This is a genomic window from Streptomyces sp. NPDC059743, assembly GCF_042732975.1.
GTDB lineage: Bacteria > Actinomycetota > Actinomycetes > Streptomycetales > Streptomycetaceae > Streptomyces.
Genome location: NZ_JBHWGS010000019.1, coordinates 22,704 through 44,458, shown reverse-complemented (window position 1 = coordinate 44,458; position 21,755 = coordinate 22,704). Strand labels below are relative to the sequence as shown.

The following is a 21,755-nucleotide window of genomic DNA, read 5'->3' as shown; positions in this document are numbered from 1 at the left end:
GTACGCGGGTATCGGGGCGTTACGTACGGGATCCCGGGGGTTGTCCCCCCTGGGATCACTGCCCCGGTACCGAACCCGAGCCGGAGCCCGGGTCCGAACCGCCCAGCTTCGAGAACCAGTCCGTCACCGTCGAAAACGCGTCACTTATCGCCGTCCAGTAGCTCTTGCCCTCGGCGACCCAGTCCTGAAGAGGTGTCAGCTCCCAGATCAGCCAGCCCGCGACGAAGAGCAGGACGAGCGTGAACAGACAGCCCTTGAGGCAGCCCAGACCGGGAATCCGCATCGGATTCGCGCCGCGCTGCCGCGGCTCGCGCGGCGGACGCGGTGCCGGCTGCTGAGGCGGCGGCTGGGGAGGAGCGTACTGCTGTTGCTGAGGCGGCGCGTACCGCTGCTGCTGAGGCTGAGGCGGCTGAGGCGCGTACCGCTGCGGAGGCTGGGCCTGGCGCTGGGGCCGCTGCTGACGCGCGGGCGGCGCTGGCGGCGGCTGCTGCCTGGGCGCCTGCGGGCGCTGCGGACGGCGGCGCAGCGGGTCCTGGTCCGGGTCCAGATACTGCACCTGCGTCTGCTCGTTGCGGTCGCGCGCCGCCTGGAGCTGACTCTGCCAGGGATGCGGGCTCTCGGGCTCGGGTGTCCCGTCGGGACGCGGCGGTACGGGCGGCATGACCGCCGTCGGATCGGCGGCGCCGGGCGGCCGGCCGAATCCGGGGCCGCCGGGGCCCGCGCCGCTGGAGGGCATGACGCTGGTCGCCGCGTTCGGATCGTACGAGGCCGCGTTGCTCGGCAGGACCTGTGTCGGATCGGCTGCGCCGGGCAGATCCGGCACCTGCGCGGGCGCCGGATCGGGCGCGAGCAGCGCGCCGACTCCCAGCGCCGCGTCGACCTGGGCGGGTGTGGAGTGCACTCCGACACCGGCGGCGACGGTCCGCAGGGCGCGGGCGAGGTTCTGGGCGCTGGGCCGCTGGGCCGGATCCTTGCGCAGACAGCGCTCTATGACCGTCCACAGCGGCTCGGGCACGGTGGTGGGACGGCGGGGCTCCTCGCTGAGATGGCGGTGGAGCACCTCCAGCGCGGTCGCGCCGGCGAACGGCGGACGGCCCGTGACCAGCTCGTACAGCAGGATGCCCGCGCCGTAGATGTCGACGGCGGAGGTCTGCGGGCGGCCTTCGGCGGACTCGGGCGCGACATAGGCGGGAGTGCCGACGAACTCGTGCGTACGGGTCAGTCCCGGGGAGTCGGCGAGCCGGGCGATGCCGAAGTCCGTGAGCATCGGGTGCATTCCGGCGCCGTCGTCCTTGAGCAGGACGTTGGCGGGCTTGAGGTCCCGGTGCACGACGCCGTCGGCGTGGCTGGCGGCGAGCGCGTCCGCGATCTGGGCGGTCAGCAGGGCCGCCGCGACCGGTGAGAAGGGCCCGTTGTCCCGCAGATAGCGGTGCAGATCGGGACCGTCGACCAAGTCCATGACGAGCGCGAGGAGATCGCCCTCCACGACCAGATCGCGGGTGCGGACGATATTGGGATGGGTGAGCCGGAGCAGTACGGAGCGCTCGCGCAGGAAGCGCATCACGACATCCGCGTCGTTCGCCAGCTCCTCCTTGAGGACCTTGATCGCGACAGTCTCGCCGGGCTGGCCGGCCACGGCCGCCTCGGCACCCGCGGTCTCCCGCTGACGGGCGCGCCAGACGGTGCCCGTGGCGCCGCGTCCGATCGGCTCCTCGAGCAGGTACTTGCTGCCTACCGGCCGCACGTCATGCGCTCCCTGCTGGTCGTGGTCATCCGTGGCTCCGGGCGTCCCGGGCTTCCGACCCACTTTAGACCGCCCGAACGGGTCGCCGAACGGATCACGGAAGGGATCACCGGCCGGTCATCTTCCTGTCCCGCACCGGTCGTGTTCGGAGGAAAGACGCTCACATACGGCGGATGGTTGCCGAACAGCAGGTCGGAGGGCGTCACGGATGGTCACAAGCCGTCCCGAACCGATGAACCGGCAGGCACTTTTGCGCCAACAGCCGACCATTCAAGATCACTTGCCCTCGGTCGCCGGGCGTGTTGTCACTGGCAGATGCGAGGATGCCCCCAGCACGCGAAGGTGTGGAGTTTGGGGGGCCGCACCGTCCGTGCCGACCTGTACCGGGCGACGCGTCCGTGCGTGGTGGGGGGAATCACAGAGCGTCCCCCTGTCGGGCACCCCGCGCAGAAGGGACCGCTGACGGCGATGCAGATCCGGCTGACCGTCCTCGCGCCGCGCGGCGGCCATGCCGCCGGACGCGCGTGCGACGTGCTCGTCACCGCCCCGGCCGGGACGGCGCTGGCCGCCGTCGCCTCCGCCCTCGCCACCGCCGTCTCGGGCCCGGAGGCCTCCGGCGCCGTCGTGCTGTACGCGGGCCGGGAGCGGCTCGACGCCCAGCGCCGCACGCTCGGCGAGCCGCCGCTGATCGACGGCGCGGTGCTCTCGCTCCAGGTCCCCGGTGAGGACGACGCGCCCGCGGACGACGCGCCGGCCCAGCTCCATGTGGTGGCGGGCCCGGACGCGGGCGGAGTGCATCTTCTCCATGGCGGACGGATCAGGATCGGCCGCTCCGCCGATGCCGACGTCCCGCTGGACGACCCGGACGTGTCACGGATCCACTGCGCGGTGACGGTCGCCGACGACGGCCGGGTCTCCGTCGCCGACCTCGGGTCCACGAACGGCACGACGCTGGAGGGCGCCGCCGTCGGCGACCGCCCGGTGCCGCTCGCGCCCGGCGCGCTGCTGCGGCTCGGCGAGTCCGTGCTCCGGCTCACCTCGGGCGGGACTCCGGCCGCGCTGCCCACGGCGCCGGACGGCGAGGGCCATCTGCGGATCGTCCGTCCGGGCGGCCCTGGCGGGCCCGGCGCGGCGGGCGTTCAGGACTCCGCCGGTACGGACGGCCCGGGAGGGCTTCCGTACGGCTCGGCCACCGGGAGCGGTCCGGCGACGGGCGCGTACGGCACGGGCGGATTCGGCACGGACGGCTCGGGATACGGCCCGGAGGGCGCCTCACCGGGCCCGCAGTACGGCAGCGGTCTGCGCGAGCCCGCTCCCGCGCACGGCGGCCCGGCGCCCGGCGCCCGCGACAGCGCGGGACCGGGAGCAGGACCGGGACCGGCCGCCGACGCGGACGCGGAGGCCCAAGGGCGTGGCGAAGGTCATACGGCCCGTGGCTACGGCGGCTCGGTGCCGGCCGGCGCCTCCAGCCGGATCCTGGGCCCGCAGTACGGCAATCCGCCGGGCGCGCCGCGCGTGCCCGACCCGCGCAGCGCCGATACGCACTACGGCTTCCGCGGCCGTATGGAGGACGCTCCGGACGGCGCCCACAGCAGGCCCACCGCACCGGACCAGGCGGAGGGCGGCTCCTGGCAGCCGGGCGCGGGACCGGCCGAGGACGGCCCGCACTCCCACAGCCGTACGTCCGGAGCGCGCCGGCAGCCCACTCCCACGCGCGGCACCGAATCACCCGAGGCGGCGGCCCGCCGCCGTGGCGGCATAGGCGCCTGGGCGCGGCGGCTGACCGGCGCCCGGGACGAAGAGCTGCCGGAAGCCGCCCACGGCGGCCCCGGAGGATCCGCTGCGGGCGCCGGGCGCGCGCCGCTCGCCGAGCCCTGTCCGGACCCGGCCGCCGTGCTGCTGACCGCGCTCGGGCCAGGACCTCGGCTCTGGGAGCGCGACTGCCGCCATCCGGACGCGCTCGTCGTCCGGCTGGGCACGGCGGACCGCCCGGCCTCCGGCGCCGCGGGACCGCTGTCCGCCGCGCCGGTGACGGTCGGGCTGCGCGAGGCCGGTTCGCTCGCCCTCGCGGGCCCCCGGGAGCGGCTGACCGGTATGGCCCGCTGGACCGTGGCCCAGCTCGCCGCGCTGCACTCCCCCGCCGATCTGGAGATCGTGCTGATCTCCACGGACCGCGCCCGCACCGTCGAGGAGCGCGTCCAGGACTGGGGCTGGCTCGGCTGGCTCCCTCATGTGCGGCCCGCGCACGGCCAGGACTGCCGGCTGCTGCTCGCCTTCGACCGGGACCAGGCGGGCGCGAGGACGGCGGAGCTGACCCGCCGGCTGGACGACGGCCCGCTCGGGCCCGGCTGGGCCTCGGCCGATCCCTGGACCATCACGGAGGCGGCGGCCCGCCACGACGGCCCGTACACCCTGGTGATCGTGGACGGCGATCCCGGCTCCGCCGCACTGCGCGAGTCCACGGCGCAGCTCGCGGGCGCCGGAGCGGCGGCCGGTGTCCATGTCCTCTGTCTCGCCGAGACTCCGGTGGCCTCGCCGCACTCTCCGGTCTCCGCGACGTACGAGATGGCGTGCGCGGCCTCGCTCCCGTTCCGGGAGTGCGGGGCCGTCGCCCTGCTGAGCGGCGATGTGGCCACCTCGCTGCGGGTGCTCAGGACGGCCGTCGGCCAGCCCGCGGGACATGGCACGGTCGCGGTGGTGGACGCGGTCTCACCGGCCTGGGCGGAGCGCTTCGGCCGGGCGCTGGCGCCGCTGCGCGCCGCCGCGGCCGGCGGCCGGGGCCGTCCCACGGCCGCGCTGCCCCGATCGGCCCGGCTGCTCGACGAGTTGGGCCTCGCGCGGGCCACTCCCGCGTCGCTGATGGCCCGTTGGGCGTCCGCGGCGGACCGTACGGGCGACTGCACGGCGGTCCTCGGCGCCGGGCCGCGCGGCCCGCTGAGCGTGGATCTCACGGAGGAGGGCCCGCATCTGCTGATCGAGGGCCCGGCGGGCAGCGGCCGTACGGAGCTGCTGCGCTCCGTCGCCGCCTCGCTCGCGGCGGCGGCCCGGCCCGACCGGCTGGGACTGCTGCTGGTCGACGGCGCGGGCGGCGAGCGCGGCGAAGGGCTCTCGGTCTGTACGGAACTGCCGCATGTGACCGAGCATCTCGTCGCCTCCGACCCGGTCAGGATGCGGGAGTTCGCCCAGGCGCTGGGCGCCGAGCTGAAGCGGCGGGCCGAGCTGCTGGGCTCCGCGCACTTCGCCGAGTGGCACGGCGAGCAGGACGCGCGCGAGGTGTCGGAGCGGCTGATCGGCCAGCGCGCGCCGAGCGCCGCCGAGCAACGGACCGTACGGCGCGGCGAGTCACGCGCCGACCAGCCGGAACAGCAGCCGGACGGATCACGTGCGGACGGGACTCATGGCGCTCATGGCGCCGGATCTCAGGGCGCCGGACAGCGCGGTGACGGGCCGCGTGGCGACGGTCGTGGCGAGCCGGATTCTCCCGCCCGGGGCACGCTCAGACTCCGTACCACCATGGGCCGTTCGGCTCCCGGACAGCGGCCCGCGCCACTGCCTCCGTTGCCTCCGCTGCCCAGGCTCGTGGTGCTCGTCGACAACTTCGACGCCCTGGTCGCGCCCGCGCTCGGCAGCCCGGGCCGGCCGGCGGCCGGTTCCGTCGTACGGGCCCTGGAGGCCGTGGCCAGGGACGGCGAGCGGCTCGGAGTGCATCTCGTGGCGGCCTCGGCGCGTCCCGAGCGCACGGTCGACACGGAACTGGCGCAGGGCGCGCGGCTGCGCGTCGTGCTGGACGCGCCGCCCGTCGCGCCCTCGCCCGACGATCCGGCGCCGGGCCGTGGCCGGCTCGGGCATCCGGACGGCCGGGTCACTCCGTTCCAGGGCGGCCGGGTCACCGGACGTATTCCGCGCACGGCGACGCTCAGGCCCACGGTGGTGCTGGTCGAGTGGGAGCGGATGGGCGATCCACCGGCCCGTCGGCCGGTCAGGGAGCTGGGCAACGGACCGACGGATCTCGCGCTGCTCGCCAGCGCGCTCGACCGGGCCGCGCGCTCGGTCGACGCCGTCCCTGTCGCCCCACTGACCCCGGCTCACCCATGACCGTCCCCGGCTCACCCGGGAAACCCTGAAGATCCCTTTACGTCCGTCGTTCTACATCGCCCGACGTCACGAGCCCATCACGATCACCGAGTTGGCACCGACAGCGGTATTGCGGCGCCCGGTCACCGCGCGTAGGACTGTGCGCACGGGACGAGTGCAGCGCCGCCAACGTCACGGCCGCGACGCCGTTCCACACGCGTAGATCCGTACGCACCAGGACAGAGACGGGGCAGTGATGGGCACAACTCGTAGGGCACGCAAGGCACTCGGCACGGGCAGAGGCGGCTGGAACAGCCGCAGGGCGGCGGTGGCGATCGTCGCGGTCGGTGCCGTGGCCCTCAGCGGCTGCGGCGGCGATTCGGGCGACGACAAGGGCTCGGACGGCGGCACGAGCAAGGAGCCCGCCGCGGCAAGCGTCCAACTGCCCAAGCTCGACGGCGAGACCATCCAGGTGGCGGCTGTCTGGACGGGACCCGAGCAGGAGAACTTCACCAAGGTTCTGACGGAGTTCGAGAAGCGCACCGGCGCGAAGGTCACCTTCGTGCCCGCGCAGGACCCGATCGTCAACTTCCTCGGTACGAAGATCGCCGGTGGCAGCCCTCCGGACGTGGCGATGCTGCCTCAGGTCGGCGCGATCCAGCAGGCCGTGGAGAAGAAGTGGGCCAAGCCGGTCGGCGCCGAGGCGAAGGCCCAGCTCACCGAGAACTACAGCAAGGTCTGGCAGGACCTCGGCGCGGTGGACGGCGAGCAGTACGGCGTCTACTTCAAGGCCGCCAACAAGTCGCTGGTCTGGTACAACAACGCCGCGTTCGAGAACGCGGGCGCGTCGGTGCCCAAGACCTGGCCCGAGTTCCTGTCCACGGCCGAGACGATCTCCGCCTCCGGTGTCACTCCGGTCTCGGTCGGCGGCGCCGACGGCTGGACGCTCACCGACTGGTTCGAGAACATCTATCTCTCCCAGGCGGGCCCGGAGAAGTACGACCAGCTCGCCCAGCACAAGATCCCGTGGACCGACGGCTCCGTACGGGACGCGCTGACCACGCTCGGCCAGCTCTTCGGCAAGCCGGCCCTGATCGCGGGCGGCGCGGACGGCGCGCTCCAGACCGAGTTCCCGGCCTCCGTCACCCAGACCTTCACCGGCGGCGACCAGCCCAAGGCCGCGATGGTCTTCGAGGGCGACTTCGTCGGTATCAACATCGCCGAGACCGAGGCCAAGATCGGTACGGACGCCAAGGTCTTCCCGTTCCCGGCGGTCGGTCCCGACGCGCCGGTGGTGACCGGCGGCGACGCGGCCGTGGCGCTCAAGGACAGCAAGGGCGCGCAGGCGCTGCTGACCTTCCTGGCCTCTACGGACGCCGCGAAGATCTGGGCGGAGTCGGGCGGCTTCGTCTCGCCGAACAAGTCCCTGGACACGGCCGCGTACCCGAACGACGTCCAGCGCGACATCGCCAAGGCGCTGATCGCCGCGGGCGACGACGTCCGCTTCGACATGTCGGACCAGATGCCGCAGTCGTTCGGCGGTACGCCCGGCAAGGGTGAGTGGAAGGCCCTCCAGGACTTCCTGAAGAACCCGAAGGACGTCGCGGGGGCCCAGCAGAAGCTGGAGTCGGACGCGGCCAAGGCGTACCAGAGCTGACGCGATGACGTCGGCGGCGACGGGGGGCACCGTGCAGGTGCCCCCCGGCACACGTAAACGCAAGAGCGTGACAGGCACACGTAAACTCGTCGCGGCCGGCTTTCTGCTGCCCGCGCTGGTGCTGCTGGGCGCGCTCGTGGTCTACCCGATCGGGTTCTCGGTCTACCGGTCCTTCTTCGACAAGTCCGGCGACAACTTCGCCGGGCTCGACAACTATGTGGAGATATTCACCGACGACACCATCCTGACCGCGGTCCAGAACAACGCGATCTGGGTGGTGGTGGCGCCCACCGTCGCCACGGCTCTCGGGCTGATCTTCGCCGTACTCACCGAACGCGTGCGCTGGGGCACGGCGTTCAAGCTGATCGTCTTCATGCCGATGGCGATCTCGATGCTCGCGGCGGGCATCATCTTCCGGCTGGTGTACGAGCAGGATCCGGACCGCGGTGTCGCGAACGCGGTCTGGGTGGGCGTGCACGACACGTTCAACGAGTCGGCGGGCTTCCCCAACGCCCATCCGCTGCCGGTCCATCCGCTGGAGTCGGCGGGCGGCGGCGCGTTCATCACCAAGGAGCCGGTGAGCGCGGGCAGCGTGGTCCAGCTGCCGCTGGTGGGTGTGGCCCCGGCGAAGATGCCCTCCGACGCGGTGCCCGCCAAGGCGGCGACGGCGCAGGACGGCCAGGTCACCGGTACCGTCTGGCTGGACTTCACCCGGGGCGGCGGCGGCAAACCCAATGTCATCGACGCCCAGGAACTGGGCCTCAAGGGCATCAAGGTGGAGGCCGTCAAGGACGGCAAGGTGGTCGCCTCGGCGACGGCCGGCGCGGACGGTACGTTCAGCCTGCCCGCGGCGGCCGACGGAGCACAGCTCAGACTGCCCGAGGCCAACTTCAGGGAGCCGTACAACGGCGTGGACTGGCTCGGTCCCTCGCTGGTCACTCCGGCCATCATCGGCAGCTATCTGTGGATGTGGGCCGGATTCGCGATGGTGCTGATCGCGGCGGGACTGGCGAGCGTGCCCAGGGAGCTCATGGAGGCCGCCCGGGTGGACGGCGCCAACGAGTGGCAGGTCTTCCGCCGGATCACCGTGCCGCTGCTGGCACCGGTCCTCGCGGTCGTCATGGTCACGCTGATGATCAATGTGCTGAAGATCTTCGACCTGGTCTTCATCATCGCGCCGGGCTCGTCCCAGGACGACGCGAACGTACTGGCGCTCCAGCTCTACCGCTCGTCGTTCGGCACGGACGCGGATCTCGGCGTCGGCAGCGCCATCGCCGTACTGCTGCTCCTGCTGGTGATCCCGGTGATGCTCTTCAACGTCAGGCGGATGCGAAGGGAGACACGCCGATGAACGCCGACTGTCTCCCCACCTCGGCGCACTGCCGGGGGTCCGGGGGTCGTCCCCCGGGACAGCACAGCAACGTGCGGCGGATGCGGAAGGAGACGCGCCGATGACCACGAACAATGAGACGGTCAAGGCGCGGCAGCCTCTCGCCGGCCGGATCGCGGCCCGTGCGGGCGGCGGCGCGATGCGGGTCTTTCTGATCCTGGTCGGCCTGTTCTGGCTGATGCCGACGATCGGACTGCTGCTCTCCTCGCTGCGCGACTCCGCGGACATCGCCGGAAGCGGCTGGTGGCAGGTCTTCACGGCGCCCGCGCAGCTCACCACCGAGAACTACTCGCGGCTCCTCGACAACGACACGATCACCAACTCGCTGTTCTCCACGATCCTGATCACCGTCCCTTCGACCGTCCTGGTCGTGGTGATCGGCTCGCTGGCCGGATACGCCTTCGCCTGGCTGGACTTCCCGGGCCGCGACTGGTGGTTCCTGGTGGTCGTGGGACTGCTGGTGGTCCCGGTGCAGGTCGCGCTGGTGCCGGTCTCGAAGCTGTTCGGCGCCATCGGCATCTTCGAGACGACCTTCGGCGTGGTCATCTTCCATGTCTCCTTCGGCCTTCCCTTCGCGATCTTCCTGCTGCGGAACTTCTTCGCGGAGATCCCGAAGGAGCTGCTGGAGGCGGCCCGGCTCGACGGAGCGGGCGAGATACGGCTGTTCACCCGGGTCGTGATGCCGCTCGGCGGTCCCGCGATCGCCTCGCTCGGCATCTTCCAGTTCCTCTGGGTCTGGAACGACATGCTGGTCGCGCTGATCTTCGCGGACTCGGACAGCCCGCCGATCACGGTCGCGCTCCAGCAGCAGGTACGGCAGTTCGGCAACAACATCGATGTGCTGGCGCCCGGCGCCTTTGTCTCAATGGTGATTCCGCTGGTCGTGTTCTTCGCGTTCCAGCGGCAGTTCGTGACGGGCGTGATGGCGGGAGCCGTCAAGTAGCCGTCGCTGTATGTCCGTAGGCGGCCTCAGGCATCGGTCACCGTACGGAGAAGCCCGGGGAGGGCCGGTCACGGGACGGCCGGCCCTCCCCGACTGCCGTCCAGCACCTCCGTCCAGCACCGCGCGCGACGCGGCACACGCGTTCAGCGATTCGCCCGTATGCCCCGTCCGGCGTAACCCCGTCACCCTGCCGGCCGTTCCCGGACCATGCCCAGGTTCAGTGTCATCGTGTCCGCGTACATGGTCCAGGCGTATCTGACGGAGTGTCTGGAGTCGGTACTGACCCAGTCCTACGACGATCTCGAACTCATCGCGGTGGACGACCGCTCGCCCGACGCCTGCGGCACGCTCATCGGCGAGAGCGCCGCCCGGGACGACCGGATCATCGCGGTCCGGCTGCCCGAGCGCTCGGGCGCGGGCCCTGCCCGTCGCGCCGGGGTCGCCCGGGCCACCGGCGATTATGTGATCTTTCTCGACGGTACGGACACGCTCGTACCCGACGCGCTCCGGTCGATCGCGGACCGGCTCAAGGAGACGGACGGCCCGGACGTCCTGGTGTACGGCCATGTCCGTACGCGCTGGTCGGGCGAGACCGTACGCGACACCGCCCGGCCCACCCTGCCCGCCCAACCTCAGGGCCGGCCTCAGGGCCAGGGCTCTCCGCTCGCCGAGGAAGGGCCCGCGCCCTTCCGGCTGACCGACCGGCCCGCTCTGCTGACCTGGGAGCTCGCGGGCCCGCACTTGGCCTGTCGGCGGGAGTTCCTCGTGCGGGAAGGTTTCGCCTCTCCCTCCGGGCCCTCCGCAAGCCACGGCGACACCGCGTGGATCTGTACGGCGCTGATGACGGCCGCGTCGATCGTCACGCTGGACCGGGTCTGTGTGCGTGAGCGTGAGCCGTACCGGATTCCCGGGCAGTGCCTCTTCCCGGGCGTCTCTCCGGACGTCTTGCCTGATGGGCGCGGGCAGTTGGATCTCTTCGAGCCGTACGACCGGCTCTTCGCCCTGGTCGACACGCGGCCCGAACTGGCCCGCTGGCGGCCGGTGCTCCACCGGCGGATGCTCGACGCCTTCGGGCATCTCGCGGCGATGAACGGCGCGGCGACGGACGGCGCGTTGAAGCACGGCGCATGGACGGGTGGTGCGTGGAAGCACGGCGACCAGGCCGAGTTCTTCCGGCGCGCCCGCGCTCACCACCGTCGCTACCGCGTGCCGGGCGCCGACCGGCGCACGGAACATCTGCTGTTGCGACTCGGCGCACACCGTACCTACCGGATGCTTCGGTTCGCGGACCGGCTGCGCCGGCGCCTCGGCCGGGCCGCCGCCGGACTGTTCCGTACCGTACGAGCCGTCGCGCTACGGCTCCACTACGGCATCCAGCGACGGCTTCCGCTCCGTGCGGACCGCGCGGTCTTCACGGCGTACGCGCCGGGCGCACGCGGCAGCCGAGGCGGTCCCAGCAGCCACAGCGGCCACGGCGGCTACACGGGCAATCCCGCCGCCATCGAGGAGAAGGTGCGGGAGCTGGCGCCGCACATCCGCACCGCCTGGATCACCGATCCCGTACACCAGCACACCGTCCCGACCGGCACCCGCCGACTGCGTCCCGGCAGCTTCGCCCACTGGACGGCGCTCGCCCGCTCCCGCTATCTCGTCGGCGACAGCGGTTTCGATGCCCGGCTGATCAAACGGCGAGGCCAGATCCTGCTTCAGACGCACCGGGGAACACCTCTCGCGTCGACCGGGCTCGATCTGCTGGACCGCCCGGCGGCGGCGCGCGACACGGACTTCGGCCTCCTGCTCGCCGACGCCGCCCGCTGGGACTACTCGCTCTCGGCCAACCGCCACTCCACCCTGATCCACGAACGGACCCGGCCGTCCACGGCCACCACGCTGGAGTACGGCAGTCCGCGCACCGATGTCTTCCACCGGGCCACGGCGTCCGATGTGGCCCGGCTGCGCGAAACGCTGGGCATCCCGGAGGGCTTCACCGCCGTCCTGTACGCGCCGGCGTACCGCGACTACCGGTACAGCCAGCGCACGGCGCTCGATCTGGAGCGGGTGGTGCGGTCGCTGGGACCGCGCCATGTCCTGCTGGCCCGCGCCCATCCCGCGTACGGCGCGCCTCTGCCGCACACGCCGCATCCCAGGATCCTCGATGTGTCGGACCATCCGTCGGTCGAGACTCTCTGTCTCGCCTCCGACGTGCTGCTCACCGACCACTCGTCGCTGATGTGCGACTACGCCGTTCTCGACCGGCCGATCGTCCTTCACTGCGACGACCGCGAGGCGTTCGAGGCGGCCCGAGGTCTGTATGTCGATCCGCTGGTCTTTCCGCCGGGCGTGGTCGCGCGCGACGAGGACGAGCTGATCGACATCTTCACCTCCGGCCACTGGCGCGGCTCCCGTTCCGCCCAGGTGCGGACCGCGTTCCGGGCGCGCTTCTGCCCGTACGACGACGGGCACGCGGCGGAGCGTGTCGTACGGCATGTCTTCCTCGGCGAGCCGGCGGGCCTGCCGGTGCCGCTCCCTCTGGAGGAGCGCGCTCCGGCGCCGTTGCCCGGGCACGTATAGGGCATACATACAGAGAGGTACGAGCACGTCCCGGCGCCTCAGCCGTGCAGCGCGTCAGCCGTGCCGGACCGCCGCCACCGCCGAGGCCGCCAGATCGTCCAGATATCCCTTGGGCAGATCACCGCGGACCACCACCAGCCGCCAGTAGAGCGGTCCGACGATCAGATCGAGGGCCCGGTCGGCGTCCGCGCCCTCGGGCAGTTCGCCGCGTTCGACGGCCTCACGGACGATCACCGTGGCGATACCGCGCTGTCCGTCCAGCAGCGCCGTCTTGATCGCGTCGGCGATCTCGGGATGACGGGCCGCCTCCACCAGCAGATCGGGGATGACCTGCGAGGCGACCGGATGGCGCAGGGCATGGGAGGCCACTTCCAGCAGGGCGCGCACATCACCGTAGAGCGAACCGGTCGCGGGAGCGGGCAGCCCTTGCGCCGCGAAGGCGGAGACCAGATCGAGGACGAGCGCGAGCTTCGACTTCCAGCGGCGGTAGACGGCGGTCTTGCCGACACCGGCCCGGCGCGCGATGCCCTCGATGGACATCCGGGCGAAGCCGACCGCGGCCAGCTCCTCGAAGACGGCGGCGCGGATGGCGTCGGTCACATCCTCCCGGAGCACGGCGGCTCCCGCGGGGACACGGCGTGAGGTGCGGGGGTCCGTGGTCATGGACACCGAGCATAGCGTCACCACGGCGTCACGACGACACGGTTGCGTCGCGACGTACTCCGTCCTACCTTGGGCGTCACGACGATACGGACTCGTTCCGTCGCAGCTCCGTCGCAGCTCGGTCTCAGCTCTCTCCGAGCGCCCCCCTCAGCGCTGTAGCGCCGTCCCAGCCGACGTCGAAAGCCGACCTCTGTGAGCCAGCCGATCACACCGACCGCACCAGCCGAACCGGTCCAGGGCCCGAACCGGACTCCGGACTCCGCGCCTCCACCTCGCACCCAACCCCGGCTCAATGCCGGGACCGGCACCGTGACCGGCACCGAGACCGACCTCACCGCCCTCGCCCGCCGCCACGGACTGACCGTGAGCGGCGCCCGGCCGACGCTGCCCGAGTATCTCCGCGGCCTCTGGTCACGGCGGCACTTCATCGCCGCCTTCGCCACCGCCCGGCTGACCGCGCAGTACAGCCAGGCGAAGCTGGGCCAGATCTGGCAGATCATGACTCCGCTGCTCAACGCGGCGGTCTACTACTTCATCTTCGGTGTGCTGCTCGGCACCAAGGACGGTGTGCCGGACTTCGTTCCGTTCCTGGTCACGGGCGTCTTCATCTGGACCTTCACCTCCAGCTCGATCATGGCGGGCACCCGTGCGATCTCCGGCAATCTCGGTCTCGTACGGGCCCTGCACTTCCCGCGCGCCGCCCTGCCGATCGCGCTCGCCCTCCAGCAGCTCCAGCAGCTGCTCTTCTCCATGGGCGCGCTCACGGTGATCCTGGTCTGCTTCGGCCAGTACCCGAGGCCGAGCTGGCTGCTGGTGCCGGCGGTCCTGGTGCTCCAGTCGCTCTTCAACACCGGGATCTCGATGGCCGTGGCGCGGCTGGCGGCCGGGACTCCGGACATCGCCCAGCTCATGCCGTTCGTCCTGCGCACCTGGATGTATGCGTCGGGTGTGATGTGGAGCGTCGACAAGGTGGCCGGCGGCGACCGGGTGCCGCACTGGGTCACGGTGGCCCTGGAGTGCAATCCCGCCGCCGTCTATATCGATCTGATGCGCTTCGCGCTCATCGACAGCTTCACCGCCGACCGGCTGCCGCCGCATATCTGGGCCGTGGCCCTCGGCTGGGCTCTGCTCGCCGGGATCGGCGGATTCCTGTTCTTCTGGAAGGCCGAGGAGGAGTACGGACGTGGCTGAACGCATCCCTGACGGCGCCGGACCCACCGTCACCGAACCTGTTCCCACCGTCGTCGCCGACGGGGTCCACATCAGCTATACGGTCCATGGCACCCGGGGCGGCCGGGGCAGTGCCACCTCTGCCCTGAGCCGGATCGTCTCGCGCCGGAGCACGCCCGGCGCGCGCCAGGTGCATGCCGTACGAGGTGTCAGCTTCGCCGCGTACAAGGGCGAGGCGATCGGTCTGATCGGCTCCAACGGATCGGGCAAATCGACACTGCTCAAGGCCGTCGCCGGGCTGCTGCCGCCGACGAAGGGCAGGATCTTCACCCGAGGCCAGCCCTCGCTCCTCGGCGTCAACGCGGCGCTGATGAGCGATCTGACGGGCGAGCGCAATGTCATCCTCGGCGGGCTGGCGATGGGCATGTCGCGCGAGCAGGTACGGGAGCGTTACGACGACATCGTGGAGTTCTCCGGGATCAACGAGAAGGGCGACTTCATCTCGCTGCCGATGCGGACGTACTCCTCGGGCATGGGCGCCCGGCTGCGCTTCTCGATCGCCGCCGCCAAGAGCCATGAGGTCCTGCTGATCGACGAGGCGCTCTCCACCGGCGACGCCAAGTTCCAGCGCCGCAGCCAGCAGCGCATCGCCGAACTCCGCAAGGAGGCGGGCACGGTCTTCCTCGTCAGCCACAGCAACAAGACGATCACCGAGACCTGCGACCGGGCGCTCTGGCTGGAGTCGGGGACGCTGCGGATGGACGGTCCGGCGGCGGAGGTCGTCGCGGCGTACGAGGAGTTCACCGGAAAGAAGAAATAACACCGGAAACAGCGCCAATTCGGGTTAATGTGCCGGTCGATGACGAACCGTCCGACCGGCACGGCCGGCGCCCCCGAGCCCACGTCCGCCCGTACGCCTCTCCATCCGTCCGCACACGGCTCCGACCGTGCTTCCGCCCGCGCCCGCGACTTCGCCCGTATCCCGCGGATCGCCCGCCTCCTCTGGACCGACCGCGCCCGCGCCATCTGGGCCGTCTGGACCGTCTGGGCCCTGACACGGCTCGCGATGCTCTGGCTGATCCTGCATGACACGCTCGGTGTGGGCGCGGTCGGCCGCGAGGTGTACGGCGTCTACCGGCACTGGTACGAGCAGCTCAAGCTGGGCTCGTATCCGCTCGATGATGTGACCTGGCAGTATCCGCCGGGCGCCGGAGCTGTGCTGCTCTCTCCGGCGCTGCTGCCGTGGCTGACGTACTTCCAGGCGTTCGTCGCCCTGGCCCTGCTCTCCGACGCGGTCATCACGCTCGCGCTGAGGCGGGCCGGGCGCGGCGCCGGATCGTCGGCCGCCGGCGTCTGGCTGTGGGTGTGCGGACTGCCGCTGCTGCTGCACACTCCGCTCGTACGGTACGACGTCCAGGCCACCGCCCTCGCCGTACTCGCCCTGCTCACCGTCCGCCGCCATCCTCTGATCGGCGGGATGCTCGCCGGGCTGGGCGCGATGGTGAAGGTCTGGCCGGCGCTGACTCTGCTGGGCACGCCTCGCGGCCGTACCACCCGTGCCGCCTGGATCTCCGCCACGGTCGGCGCTCTCGCGCTGCTGGGCGTTCTCGCGCTGAATCTCTCGCGCCCGCTGGACTTTCTGCGCCAGCAGGGCGGCCGGGGCATCCAGATCGAGTCGCTCGGCGGCACCGCGCTCTCCCTGGCCCGGCTGGCGGGCTGGTCGGGCAGTGTCGAATACCGTTACGGCGCCTTCGAGTTCACCGGCCCGCATGTGCGGACCGTGGCCCTGGCCGCCCTGCTGCTGACCGCGTCGGCCTTCTGCTGGCTGCTGCTGTGGCGGGTGCGCGCCGTCCGCTGGACGACGGCCACTCCCTTCGACGCGGCGCTGACGGCCGTACTGCTCTTCACCGTCACCAGCCGGGTGATCAGCCCGCAGTATCTGATCTGGCTGCTGGGCCTGGCCGCGGTCTGTCTCACCTCGCGCGCGACCGGCCAGCGTCCGGTCGCGCTGCTGCTGCTCCCGGCGACGGTCCTCAGCGCCGTGGGCTATCCGGTGCTGTATCTGGACGTCATGGCGGTCACACCGCTGGGCTGTGTGGTGATGGCGCTCAGAAACGGACTTCTGCTGGCAGCGGCGCTGCTGGCCTGCAGACGGCTGTGGACCGGGACACGGAGAGAGGCGCCCGGCTCGGCTTGAGCCGGACGCCGGGCGCCTCTCCTCTGTCCTCGGCCGGGCACCGCCGGACGGCCGGACCGGAATTCACCCGAACGGGCGTCACCCGCCCAGCCGTCCCCAACGTCTCAGCCCGGACGGCTCCCCGCCGACAGGCCGTACCCGTCCCGTCAGCGATGCGTCCGCAGCAGCGTCCGCATCGTCCTCATCGCGACCGACAGATTCGCCAGATCGAACGCGTCCGAGCTCTGGATCTCCTCCAGCGTCGCCCGCGCACGCGCGAGAATCGCCGCGTTCTTCCGCTCCCACGCGGTGAAGCGCTCCTCGGGCGTCGAGTTCCCGTTGCCCACGGTCAGCACATCCGCGGTCAGCGCGGCATGCGCCGCGTACAGGTCCTCGCGGATCGCGGCCCGCGCCATCGACTGCCAGCGGTCGGCCCGCGGCAGCTCCACGATCCGGTCCCTGAGCTGGGTGATCCGCAGCCGCTCACCGAGGTCGTAGTACACCTCGGCGACGGAGAGCGGATCCTGTCCGGTACGGTCCGCGATCGCGACGATGTCGAGCGTCGGGAAGGCGGACGAGAATCCGGCGACCCGTACGGCCAGCTCCTCGGGAACGCCCGCGTTGGTCAGCTCTGCCAGAATGCGCTGGTACCACTCCATCTCCGCGCCGCGCAGCATCGTGGGCAGCTGCGCCCAGACCCGCTCGACTCCCGCCGCGAAGAACTCGATGGTGCCGGTGATCTCCAGCGGCTGCGGCCGGTTGCCCAGCAGCCAGCGCGTACCGCGCTCGACCAGCCGGCGCGAGTGCAGCCTGATCCGGGTCTGGACGGCGGCCGGGACCTTGTTGTCCAGCGCCTCCACGGCGTCCCAGACCGCGCCGAGACCGAAGATGTCCCTGGCCGAGGCCTGCGCCCGGACGATCTCCTCGATCGAGGCGCCGGTCTCCTCGCGCAGCCGGTGCAAGAAGGTCGAACCACCGCTGTTGACGGTGTCGTTGACCAGCACCGTCGTCACGATCTCCCGGCGCAGGGCGTGCCCGTCGATCCGCTCCGGGAACTGCTCACGCAGCTCCGACGGGAAGTACGCGTGCAGCAGCTTGCGCAGATGCGGATCGTCCGGCAGGTCGGTGTGGATCAGCTCGTCGGCCACCGTGATCTTGGTGTACGCGAGCAGCACCGCCAGCTCCGGCTGGGACAGGCCCTTGCCCGTGTTGAGCAGTTCCCGGATCTGCCGGTCGGTCGGCAGGAACTCCAGCGCCCGGTCGAGATGTCCGTCCCGCTCCAGCCGGCGGATGAACCGCTGGTGCGCGTGGAGGAGCGAGGGCGACTGGGAGCCGGCGTTGGCGAGGGCCGTGTTCTGCGCGTAGTTGTTGCGCAGCACCAGCGCACCGACCTCGTCGGTCATCTCGGCGAGCAGCTTGTTGCGCTGCTTGACGGTCATGTCGCCTTCCGTCACCAGCCCGTTCAGCAGGATCTTGATGTTCACCTCGTGGTCGGAGGTGTCCACACCGGCGCTGTTGTCGATCGCGTCGGTGTTGACCTTGCCGCCCTCACCGCCCGCGCCACGCCGTGCGAACTCGATCCGGCCGAGCTGGGTCAGTCCGAGATTGCCGCCCTCGCCGACGACCTTGACCCGCAGATCCTCGCCGTTGACACGGATCGCGTCGTTGGCCTTGTCGCCGACATCGGCGTTCGACTCGGTGGAGGCCTTGACGTACGTACCGATCCCGCCGTTCCACAGCAGGTCCACCGGGGCGTGGAGGATCGCCTTCATCAGCTCGGCGGGCGTCAGCTTGGTGACACCCGGCTGAATCCCCAGGGCCTCGCGTACATGCGCGTTGACCGGGATCGACTTGGCCGTACGCGGATGGATACCGCCGCCCTGCGACAGCAGCCGCTTGTCGTAGTCGGCCCACGAGGAGCGCGGCAGCTCGAACAGCCTGTGGCGCTCGGCGTACGAGGTGGCCGCGTCCGGGTGCGGATCGAGGAAGATATGCCGGTGGTCGAAGGCCGCGACCAGCCGGATGTGCTCGGAGAGCAGCATGCCGTTGCCGAACACATCGCCGGACATGTCACCGACGCCGACGACGGTGAAGTCCTCGGACTGCGTGTCATGGCCCAGCTCACGGAACTGCCGCTTCACCGACTCCCAGGCGCCACGGGCCGTGATGCCCATGCCCTTGTGGTCGTAGCCCGCGCTGCCGCCGGAGGCGAAGGCGTCCCCGAGCCAGAAGTCATAGGCGAGCGCGACCTCGTTGGCGATGTCGGAGAAGCTCGCGGTGCCCTTGTCGGCGGCGACGACCAGATAGGTGTCGTCCTCGTCGTGGCGGACCACATCGGCCGGCGGCACGACCTCGCCCGCGACCAGGTTGTCGGTGATGTCGAGCAGCGCCGAGATGAAGATCTTGTACGAGGCGATGCCCTCGGCCAGCCAGGCGTCCCGGTCCACGGCCGGATCGGGGAGCTGCTTGGCGACGAAGCCGCCCTTGGCGCCGACCGGCACGATCACGGTGTTCTTGACCATCTGCGCCTTGACCAGGCCGAGGACCTCCGTACGGAAGTCCTCACGCCGGTCGGACCAGCGCAGACCACCGCGGGCGACCTTGCCGAAACGCAGATGCACGCCCTCGACCCGCGGCGAGTACACCCAGATCTCGAACGCCGGCCGGGGCGCGGGCAGATCGGGGATGGCCTGCGGGTCGAACTTCATCGACACATAGCTGTGGTAGCCGGCGCCCTGGTTCCTCCGGCCTCTCCTGTCGCTGCCCGCGCTCGCCTTCTGGAAGAAGTTCGTACGGAGAGTGGCCTTGACCAGAGTCAGGAAGGATCGGAGGATCCGGTCCTCGTCCAGGCTCGCGACCTGGTCGAGGGCGCCGTCGAGCTCCTCCAGCATCGCTTCGGTCAGCTCCGTACCGGCGCGCTGGCGCTCCGGCGACATCCGGGCCTCGAAGAGGGAGACCAGCAGCCGGGTGGTGTGGACATTGCTGCGGAGGGTGTCCTCCATATAGTCCTGGCTGAAGGTCGAGCCGGACTGGCGCAGATACTTGGCGTACGCGCGCAGCACCATCGCCTGCCGCCAGTCCAGACCGGCGCTCAGGACGAGGGAGTTGAAGCCGTCGTTCTCCGCCGCGCCCGTCCAGACCGCGGCGAAGGCGTCCTGGAAGCGCTCGCGGGCGTCATCGGCGAGATAGTCGCCGTCCGCGCCGCCCAGCGGCATCCGCAGACCGAAGTCGTAGATCCACGCCGTCGAACGGTCCGCGCAGCGCAGCTCGTACGGCCGCTCGTCGACGACCTCGACACCGAGCCGCTGGAGCACGGGAAGGACGGCGGAGAGGGAGACCTGCTCGCCCGAGCGGTAGATCTTGAAGCGGCGCTCGCCGGGGCCCGCGCCGACCGGCTCGTACAGGGAGAGCGAGAAGTCCGACTCCTCCTTGTCGAGGGCCTCCAGATGGACCAGATCGGCGACGGCGGCGCGCGGCGAATGGTCGGCCTTGTATCCCTCCGGGAAGGCGTTGCCGTAGTGGCGCAGCAGCTCGGCGGCGCGCTCCTCGCCGCATTCGGCGTTCAGCGCCTCGCCGAAGGCGTCGGACCAGGAACGGGCGGCCTCGACCAGCCGGGCTTCGATCCGGTCGGTGTCGGCGTCGGTGAGCTTGGCCAGCTCGGTGCCACGGGGAACCCGGATCACGAAGTGGAGCCTGGAAAGAATCGATTCTGTGTTCCAGGCGGTGAAGTCGACGCTGGAGCCGCCCAGTTCCTCCTTGAGGATGTCGACCAGCCGCAGCCGGACACCGGTGGTGTAGCGGTCGCGCGGCAGATAGACGAGGGCCGAGTAGTAGCGCCCGTACTCGTCCTGGCGCAGATAGAGCCGCAGCCGCCTGCGCTCCTGGAGATAGAGCACGCTGGTGACGATCGAGCGGAGCTGGTCGACCGGTGTCTGGAACAGCTCGTCGCGCGGATAGGTCTCCAGGATCTGGAGCAGATCGCGGCCGTCGTGGCTGTCGGGCGAGAAGCCCGCGCCCTCCAGCACTTCGGCGACCTTGCGCCGGATCACCGGGACACGCCGTACGGACTCGGTGTACGCGGCCGAGGAGAAGAGCCCGAGGAAACGCCGCTCGCCGACGACATTGCCCTTGTCGTCGAACTTCTTCACACCGACATAGTCGAGATAGCCCGACCGGTGCACGGTGGAGCGGCTGTTGGCCTTGGTGAGGACGAGCAGCTTGTGCTCACGGGCCTTGGCGCGGGCGTCGGCGGGCAGCCGGCTGAAGGAGGGACTGACCGGATGGTCGTCGTCCTCGCTCTGCCGTGGGTCGGAGCGCAGGATGCCGAGGCCGGTGCCCGCCACGGCGGACAGGGCGTCCGCGTCCGTGAGCTGATACTCGCGGTAGCCGAGGAAGGTGAAGTGGTCGGCGGCGAGCCAGCGCAGCAGCTCACGGGCCTCCTCGACCTCCTGGTCGCGCAGATCGTCGGCGGTCGGCTCGGTGGGCAGCTCCTCGGCGATGCGCAGCGCGGAGTCGCGCATCTTCTCCCAGTCCTCGACGGTCTCACGGACGTCGGACAGGACGCGGAGCAGATCGGCGGTCATCTGCTTGAGATCGGCGCGGTCGGTCTCGCGGTCGATCTCGACATGGATCCAGGACTCGACGAGCACATCGTGCGCGAGGCCCGCCGCGGTCTCGCTCCCTTCGGGGAACACCTCGATCAGCTTGCCGGTGACATCACGGCGTACGACGACCTGCGGGTGGATCACCGCGTGGATACCGCGGCCCTGCCGGGAGAGCTCATTGGTGACGGAGTCGACCAGGAACGGCATGTCGTCGGTGACGACCTCGACCACGGAGTGGCTGCACGTCCAGCCGTTCTCCTCGACCGTCGGGGTGTGCACCCGGACGCTGGCCGTTCCCTGGGGACGGTGTCCCGCCAGCCGGTAGTGGGAAAGCGCCGCGCCGAGGATGTCGACCGGGTCGCGGTCGGTGAGGTCCTCGGGTGCGGTGTGCAGGTAGTAACGCTGGAGGTACGCGCGCAGCGCGCCCTGGCCGAGACCCGCGGGAGCTCCCGTGGCACCGGCACCGTTGCCGCCGCCGAGGAGGCCGCCGGGACCGCCGGGACCGCCCTCGTGGCCCTCGCCATGAGGCCCGGCCGCTGCCTCGTCCTTCCGGGGGCCGCCCCCCAGCCCCCCGGTCCACCCCGCCGGGCTGTTCTCAGCGGCCCGAGCCGCCTGCTCCAGCAGCTCGGCCTTGGCTTCGTCCAGCTTGGTCTGCATGTCCTCTGGCTCCTGTCGCGCGCCGTTGCGTGACGTAGGTGAAGGAAGCGACGCAACGCCACGACGCGGGGTTTCCGGTCGAGGTCGACGTTATGCCGCGATGAGA

11 protein-coding genes are annotated in these 21,755 nt (G+C 71.1%); 8 read left to right on the top strand and 3 right to left on the bottom strand.

Features of this window, described 5'->3' with window-relative positions; translation table 11 throughout:
- Window positions 1–55 precede the first annotated feature (55 nt).
- The gene (locus ACFV6H_RS29845; protein ID WP_385548323.1) at window positions 56–1,744 is read right to left on the bottom strand and encodes a serine/threonine-protein kinase; all 1,689 of its coding nucleotides are present in this window, start codon (window positions 1,742–1,744) and stop codon (window positions 56–58) included.
- A gap of 468 nt (window positions 1,745–2,212) precedes the next feature.
- Between ACFV6H_RS29845 and ACFV6H_RS29840 the strand changes: the two genes are divergently transcribed.
- The 5 genes from ACFV6H_RS29840 to ACFV6H_RS29820 all read left to right on the top strand — a co-directional run bounded on the left by ACFV6H_RS29840 (window position 2,213) and on the right by ACFV6H_RS29820 (window position 12,379).
- Complete coding sequence (locus ACFV6H_RS29840) at window positions 2,213–5,839, top strand: FHA domain-containing protein (RefSeq protein WP_385548320.1); 3,627 nt, start codon at window positions 2,213–2,215, stop codon at window positions 5,837–5,839.
- A 235-nt stretch (window positions 5,840–6,074) separates the two neighbouring features.
- The gene (locus ACFV6H_RS29835; protein ID WP_385548317.1) at window positions 6,075–7,475 is read left to right on the top strand and encodes an ABC transporter substrate-binding protein; all 1,401 of its coding nucleotides are present in this window, start codon (window positions 6,075–6,077) and stop codon (window positions 7,473–7,475) included.
- A 4-nt stretch (window positions 7,476–7,479) separates the two neighbouring features.
- Entirely contained in the window at window positions 7,480–8,826 is a 1,347-nt protein-coding gene (locus ACFV6H_RS29830) for a carbohydrate ABC transporter permease (RefSeq protein ID WP_385548314.1), read from the top strand.
- Window positions 8,827–8,926: 100 nt separating this feature from the next.
- Entirely contained in the window at window positions 8,927–9,808 is an 882-nt protein-coding gene (locus tag ACFV6H_RS29825; RefSeq protein ID WP_093593913.1) for a carbohydrate ABC transporter permease, read from the top strand.
- A 207-nt stretch (window positions 9,809–10,015) separates the two neighbouring features.
- The gene (locus ACFV6H_RS29820) at window positions 10,016–12,379 is read left to right on the top strand and encodes a CDP-glycerol glycerophosphotransferase family protein (protein ID WP_385548310.1); all 2,364 of its coding nucleotides are present in this window, start codon (window positions 10,016–10,018) and stop codon (window positions 12,377–12,379) included.
- A gap of 54 nt (window positions 12,380–12,433) precedes the next feature.
- Here ACFV6H_RS29820 and ACFV6H_RS29815 read toward each other — a convergent pair whose 3' ends face one another.
- Window positions 12,434–13,042 (bottom strand): TetR/AcrR family transcriptional regulator, encoded by a 609-nt coding sequence (locus ACFV6H_RS29815; RefSeq protein WP_385548307.1) that lies wholly within the window; start codon window positions 13,040–13,042, stop codon window positions 12,434–12,436.
- Window positions 13,043–13,351: 309 nt separating this feature from the next.
- Here ACFV6H_RS29815 and ACFV6H_RS29810 point away from each other — a divergent pair, with 309 nt between their 5' ends.
- The 3 genes from ACFV6H_RS29810 to ACFV6H_RS29800 are packed head-to-tail and all read left to right on the top strand — an operon-like array spanning window position 13,352 to window position 16,409.
- Window positions 13,352–14,233, top strand: coding sequence for an ABC transporter permease (locus ACFV6H_RS29810; RefSeq protein ID WP_385548304.1), 882 nt, complete (start codon window positions 13,352–13,354; stop codon window positions 14,231–14,233).
- A complete protein-coding gene (locus ACFV6H_RS29805) occupies window positions 14,226–15,032 on the top strand; it encodes an ABC transporter ATP-binding protein (protein WP_384778580.1) in 807 nt (268 codons plus the stop codon). The genes ACFV6H_RS29810 and ACFV6H_RS29805 overlap by 8 nt, the downstream gene beginning before the upstream one ends.
- Window positions 15,033–15,071: 39 nt before the next feature.
- Window positions 15,072–16,409 carry a glycosyltransferase 87 family protein gene (locus tag ACFV6H_RS29800; RefSeq protein ID WP_385548301.1) on the top strand — a complete coding sequence of 446 codons (1,338 nt, stop codon included), beginning with the start codon at window positions 15,072–15,074 and terminating at the stop codon, window positions 16,407–16,409.
- A 146-nt stretch (window positions 16,410–16,555) separates the two neighbouring features.
- Here ACFV6H_RS29800 and ACFV6H_RS29795 read toward each other — a convergent pair whose 3' ends face one another.
- Entirely contained in the window at window positions 16,556–21,649 is a 5,094-nt protein-coding gene (locus ACFV6H_RS29795; RefSeq protein ID WP_385548298.1) for an NAD-glutamate dehydrogenase, read from the bottom strand.
- Window positions 21,650–21,755: the final 106 nt, after the last annotated feature.

Excerpts from the sequence above, each read along its gene's own strand:
- ACFV6H_RS29820 (WP_385548310.1), top strand. The coding sequence starts at position 10,016 with ATGCCCAGGTTCAGTGTCATCGTGTCCGCGTACATGGTCCAGGCGTAT.
- ACFV6H_RS29835 (WP_385548317.1), top strand. The coding sequence starts at position 6,075 with ATGGGCACAACTCGTAGGGCACGCAAGGCACTCGGCACGGGCAGAGGC.
- ACFV6H_RS29815 (WP_385548307.1), bottom strand. The coding sequence starts at position 13,042 with ATGACCACGGACCCCCGCACCTCACGCCGTGTCCCCGCGGGAGCCGCC.
- ACFV6H_RS29800 (WP_385548301.1), top strand. The coding sequence starts at position 15,072 with ATGACGAACCGTCCGACCGGCACGGCCGGCGCCCCCGAGCCCACGTCC.
- ACFV6H_RS29825 (WP_093593913.1), top strand. The coding sequence starts at position 8,927 with ATGACCACGAACAATGAGACGGTCAAGGCGCGGCAGCCTCTCGCCGGC.
- ACFV6H_RS29795 (WP_385548298.1), bottom strand. The coding sequence starts at position 21,649 with ATGCAGACCAAGCTGGACGAAGCCAAGGCCGAGCTGCTGGAGCAGGCG.
- ACFV6H_RS29840 (WP_385548320.1), top strand. The coding sequence starts at position 2,213 with ATGCAGATCCGGCTGACCGTCCTCGCGCCGCGCGGCGGCCATGCCGCC.
- ACFV6H_RS29830 (WP_385548314.1), top strand. The coding sequence starts at position 7,480 with ATGACGTCGGCGGCGACGGGGGGCACCGTGCAGGTGCCCCCCGGCACA.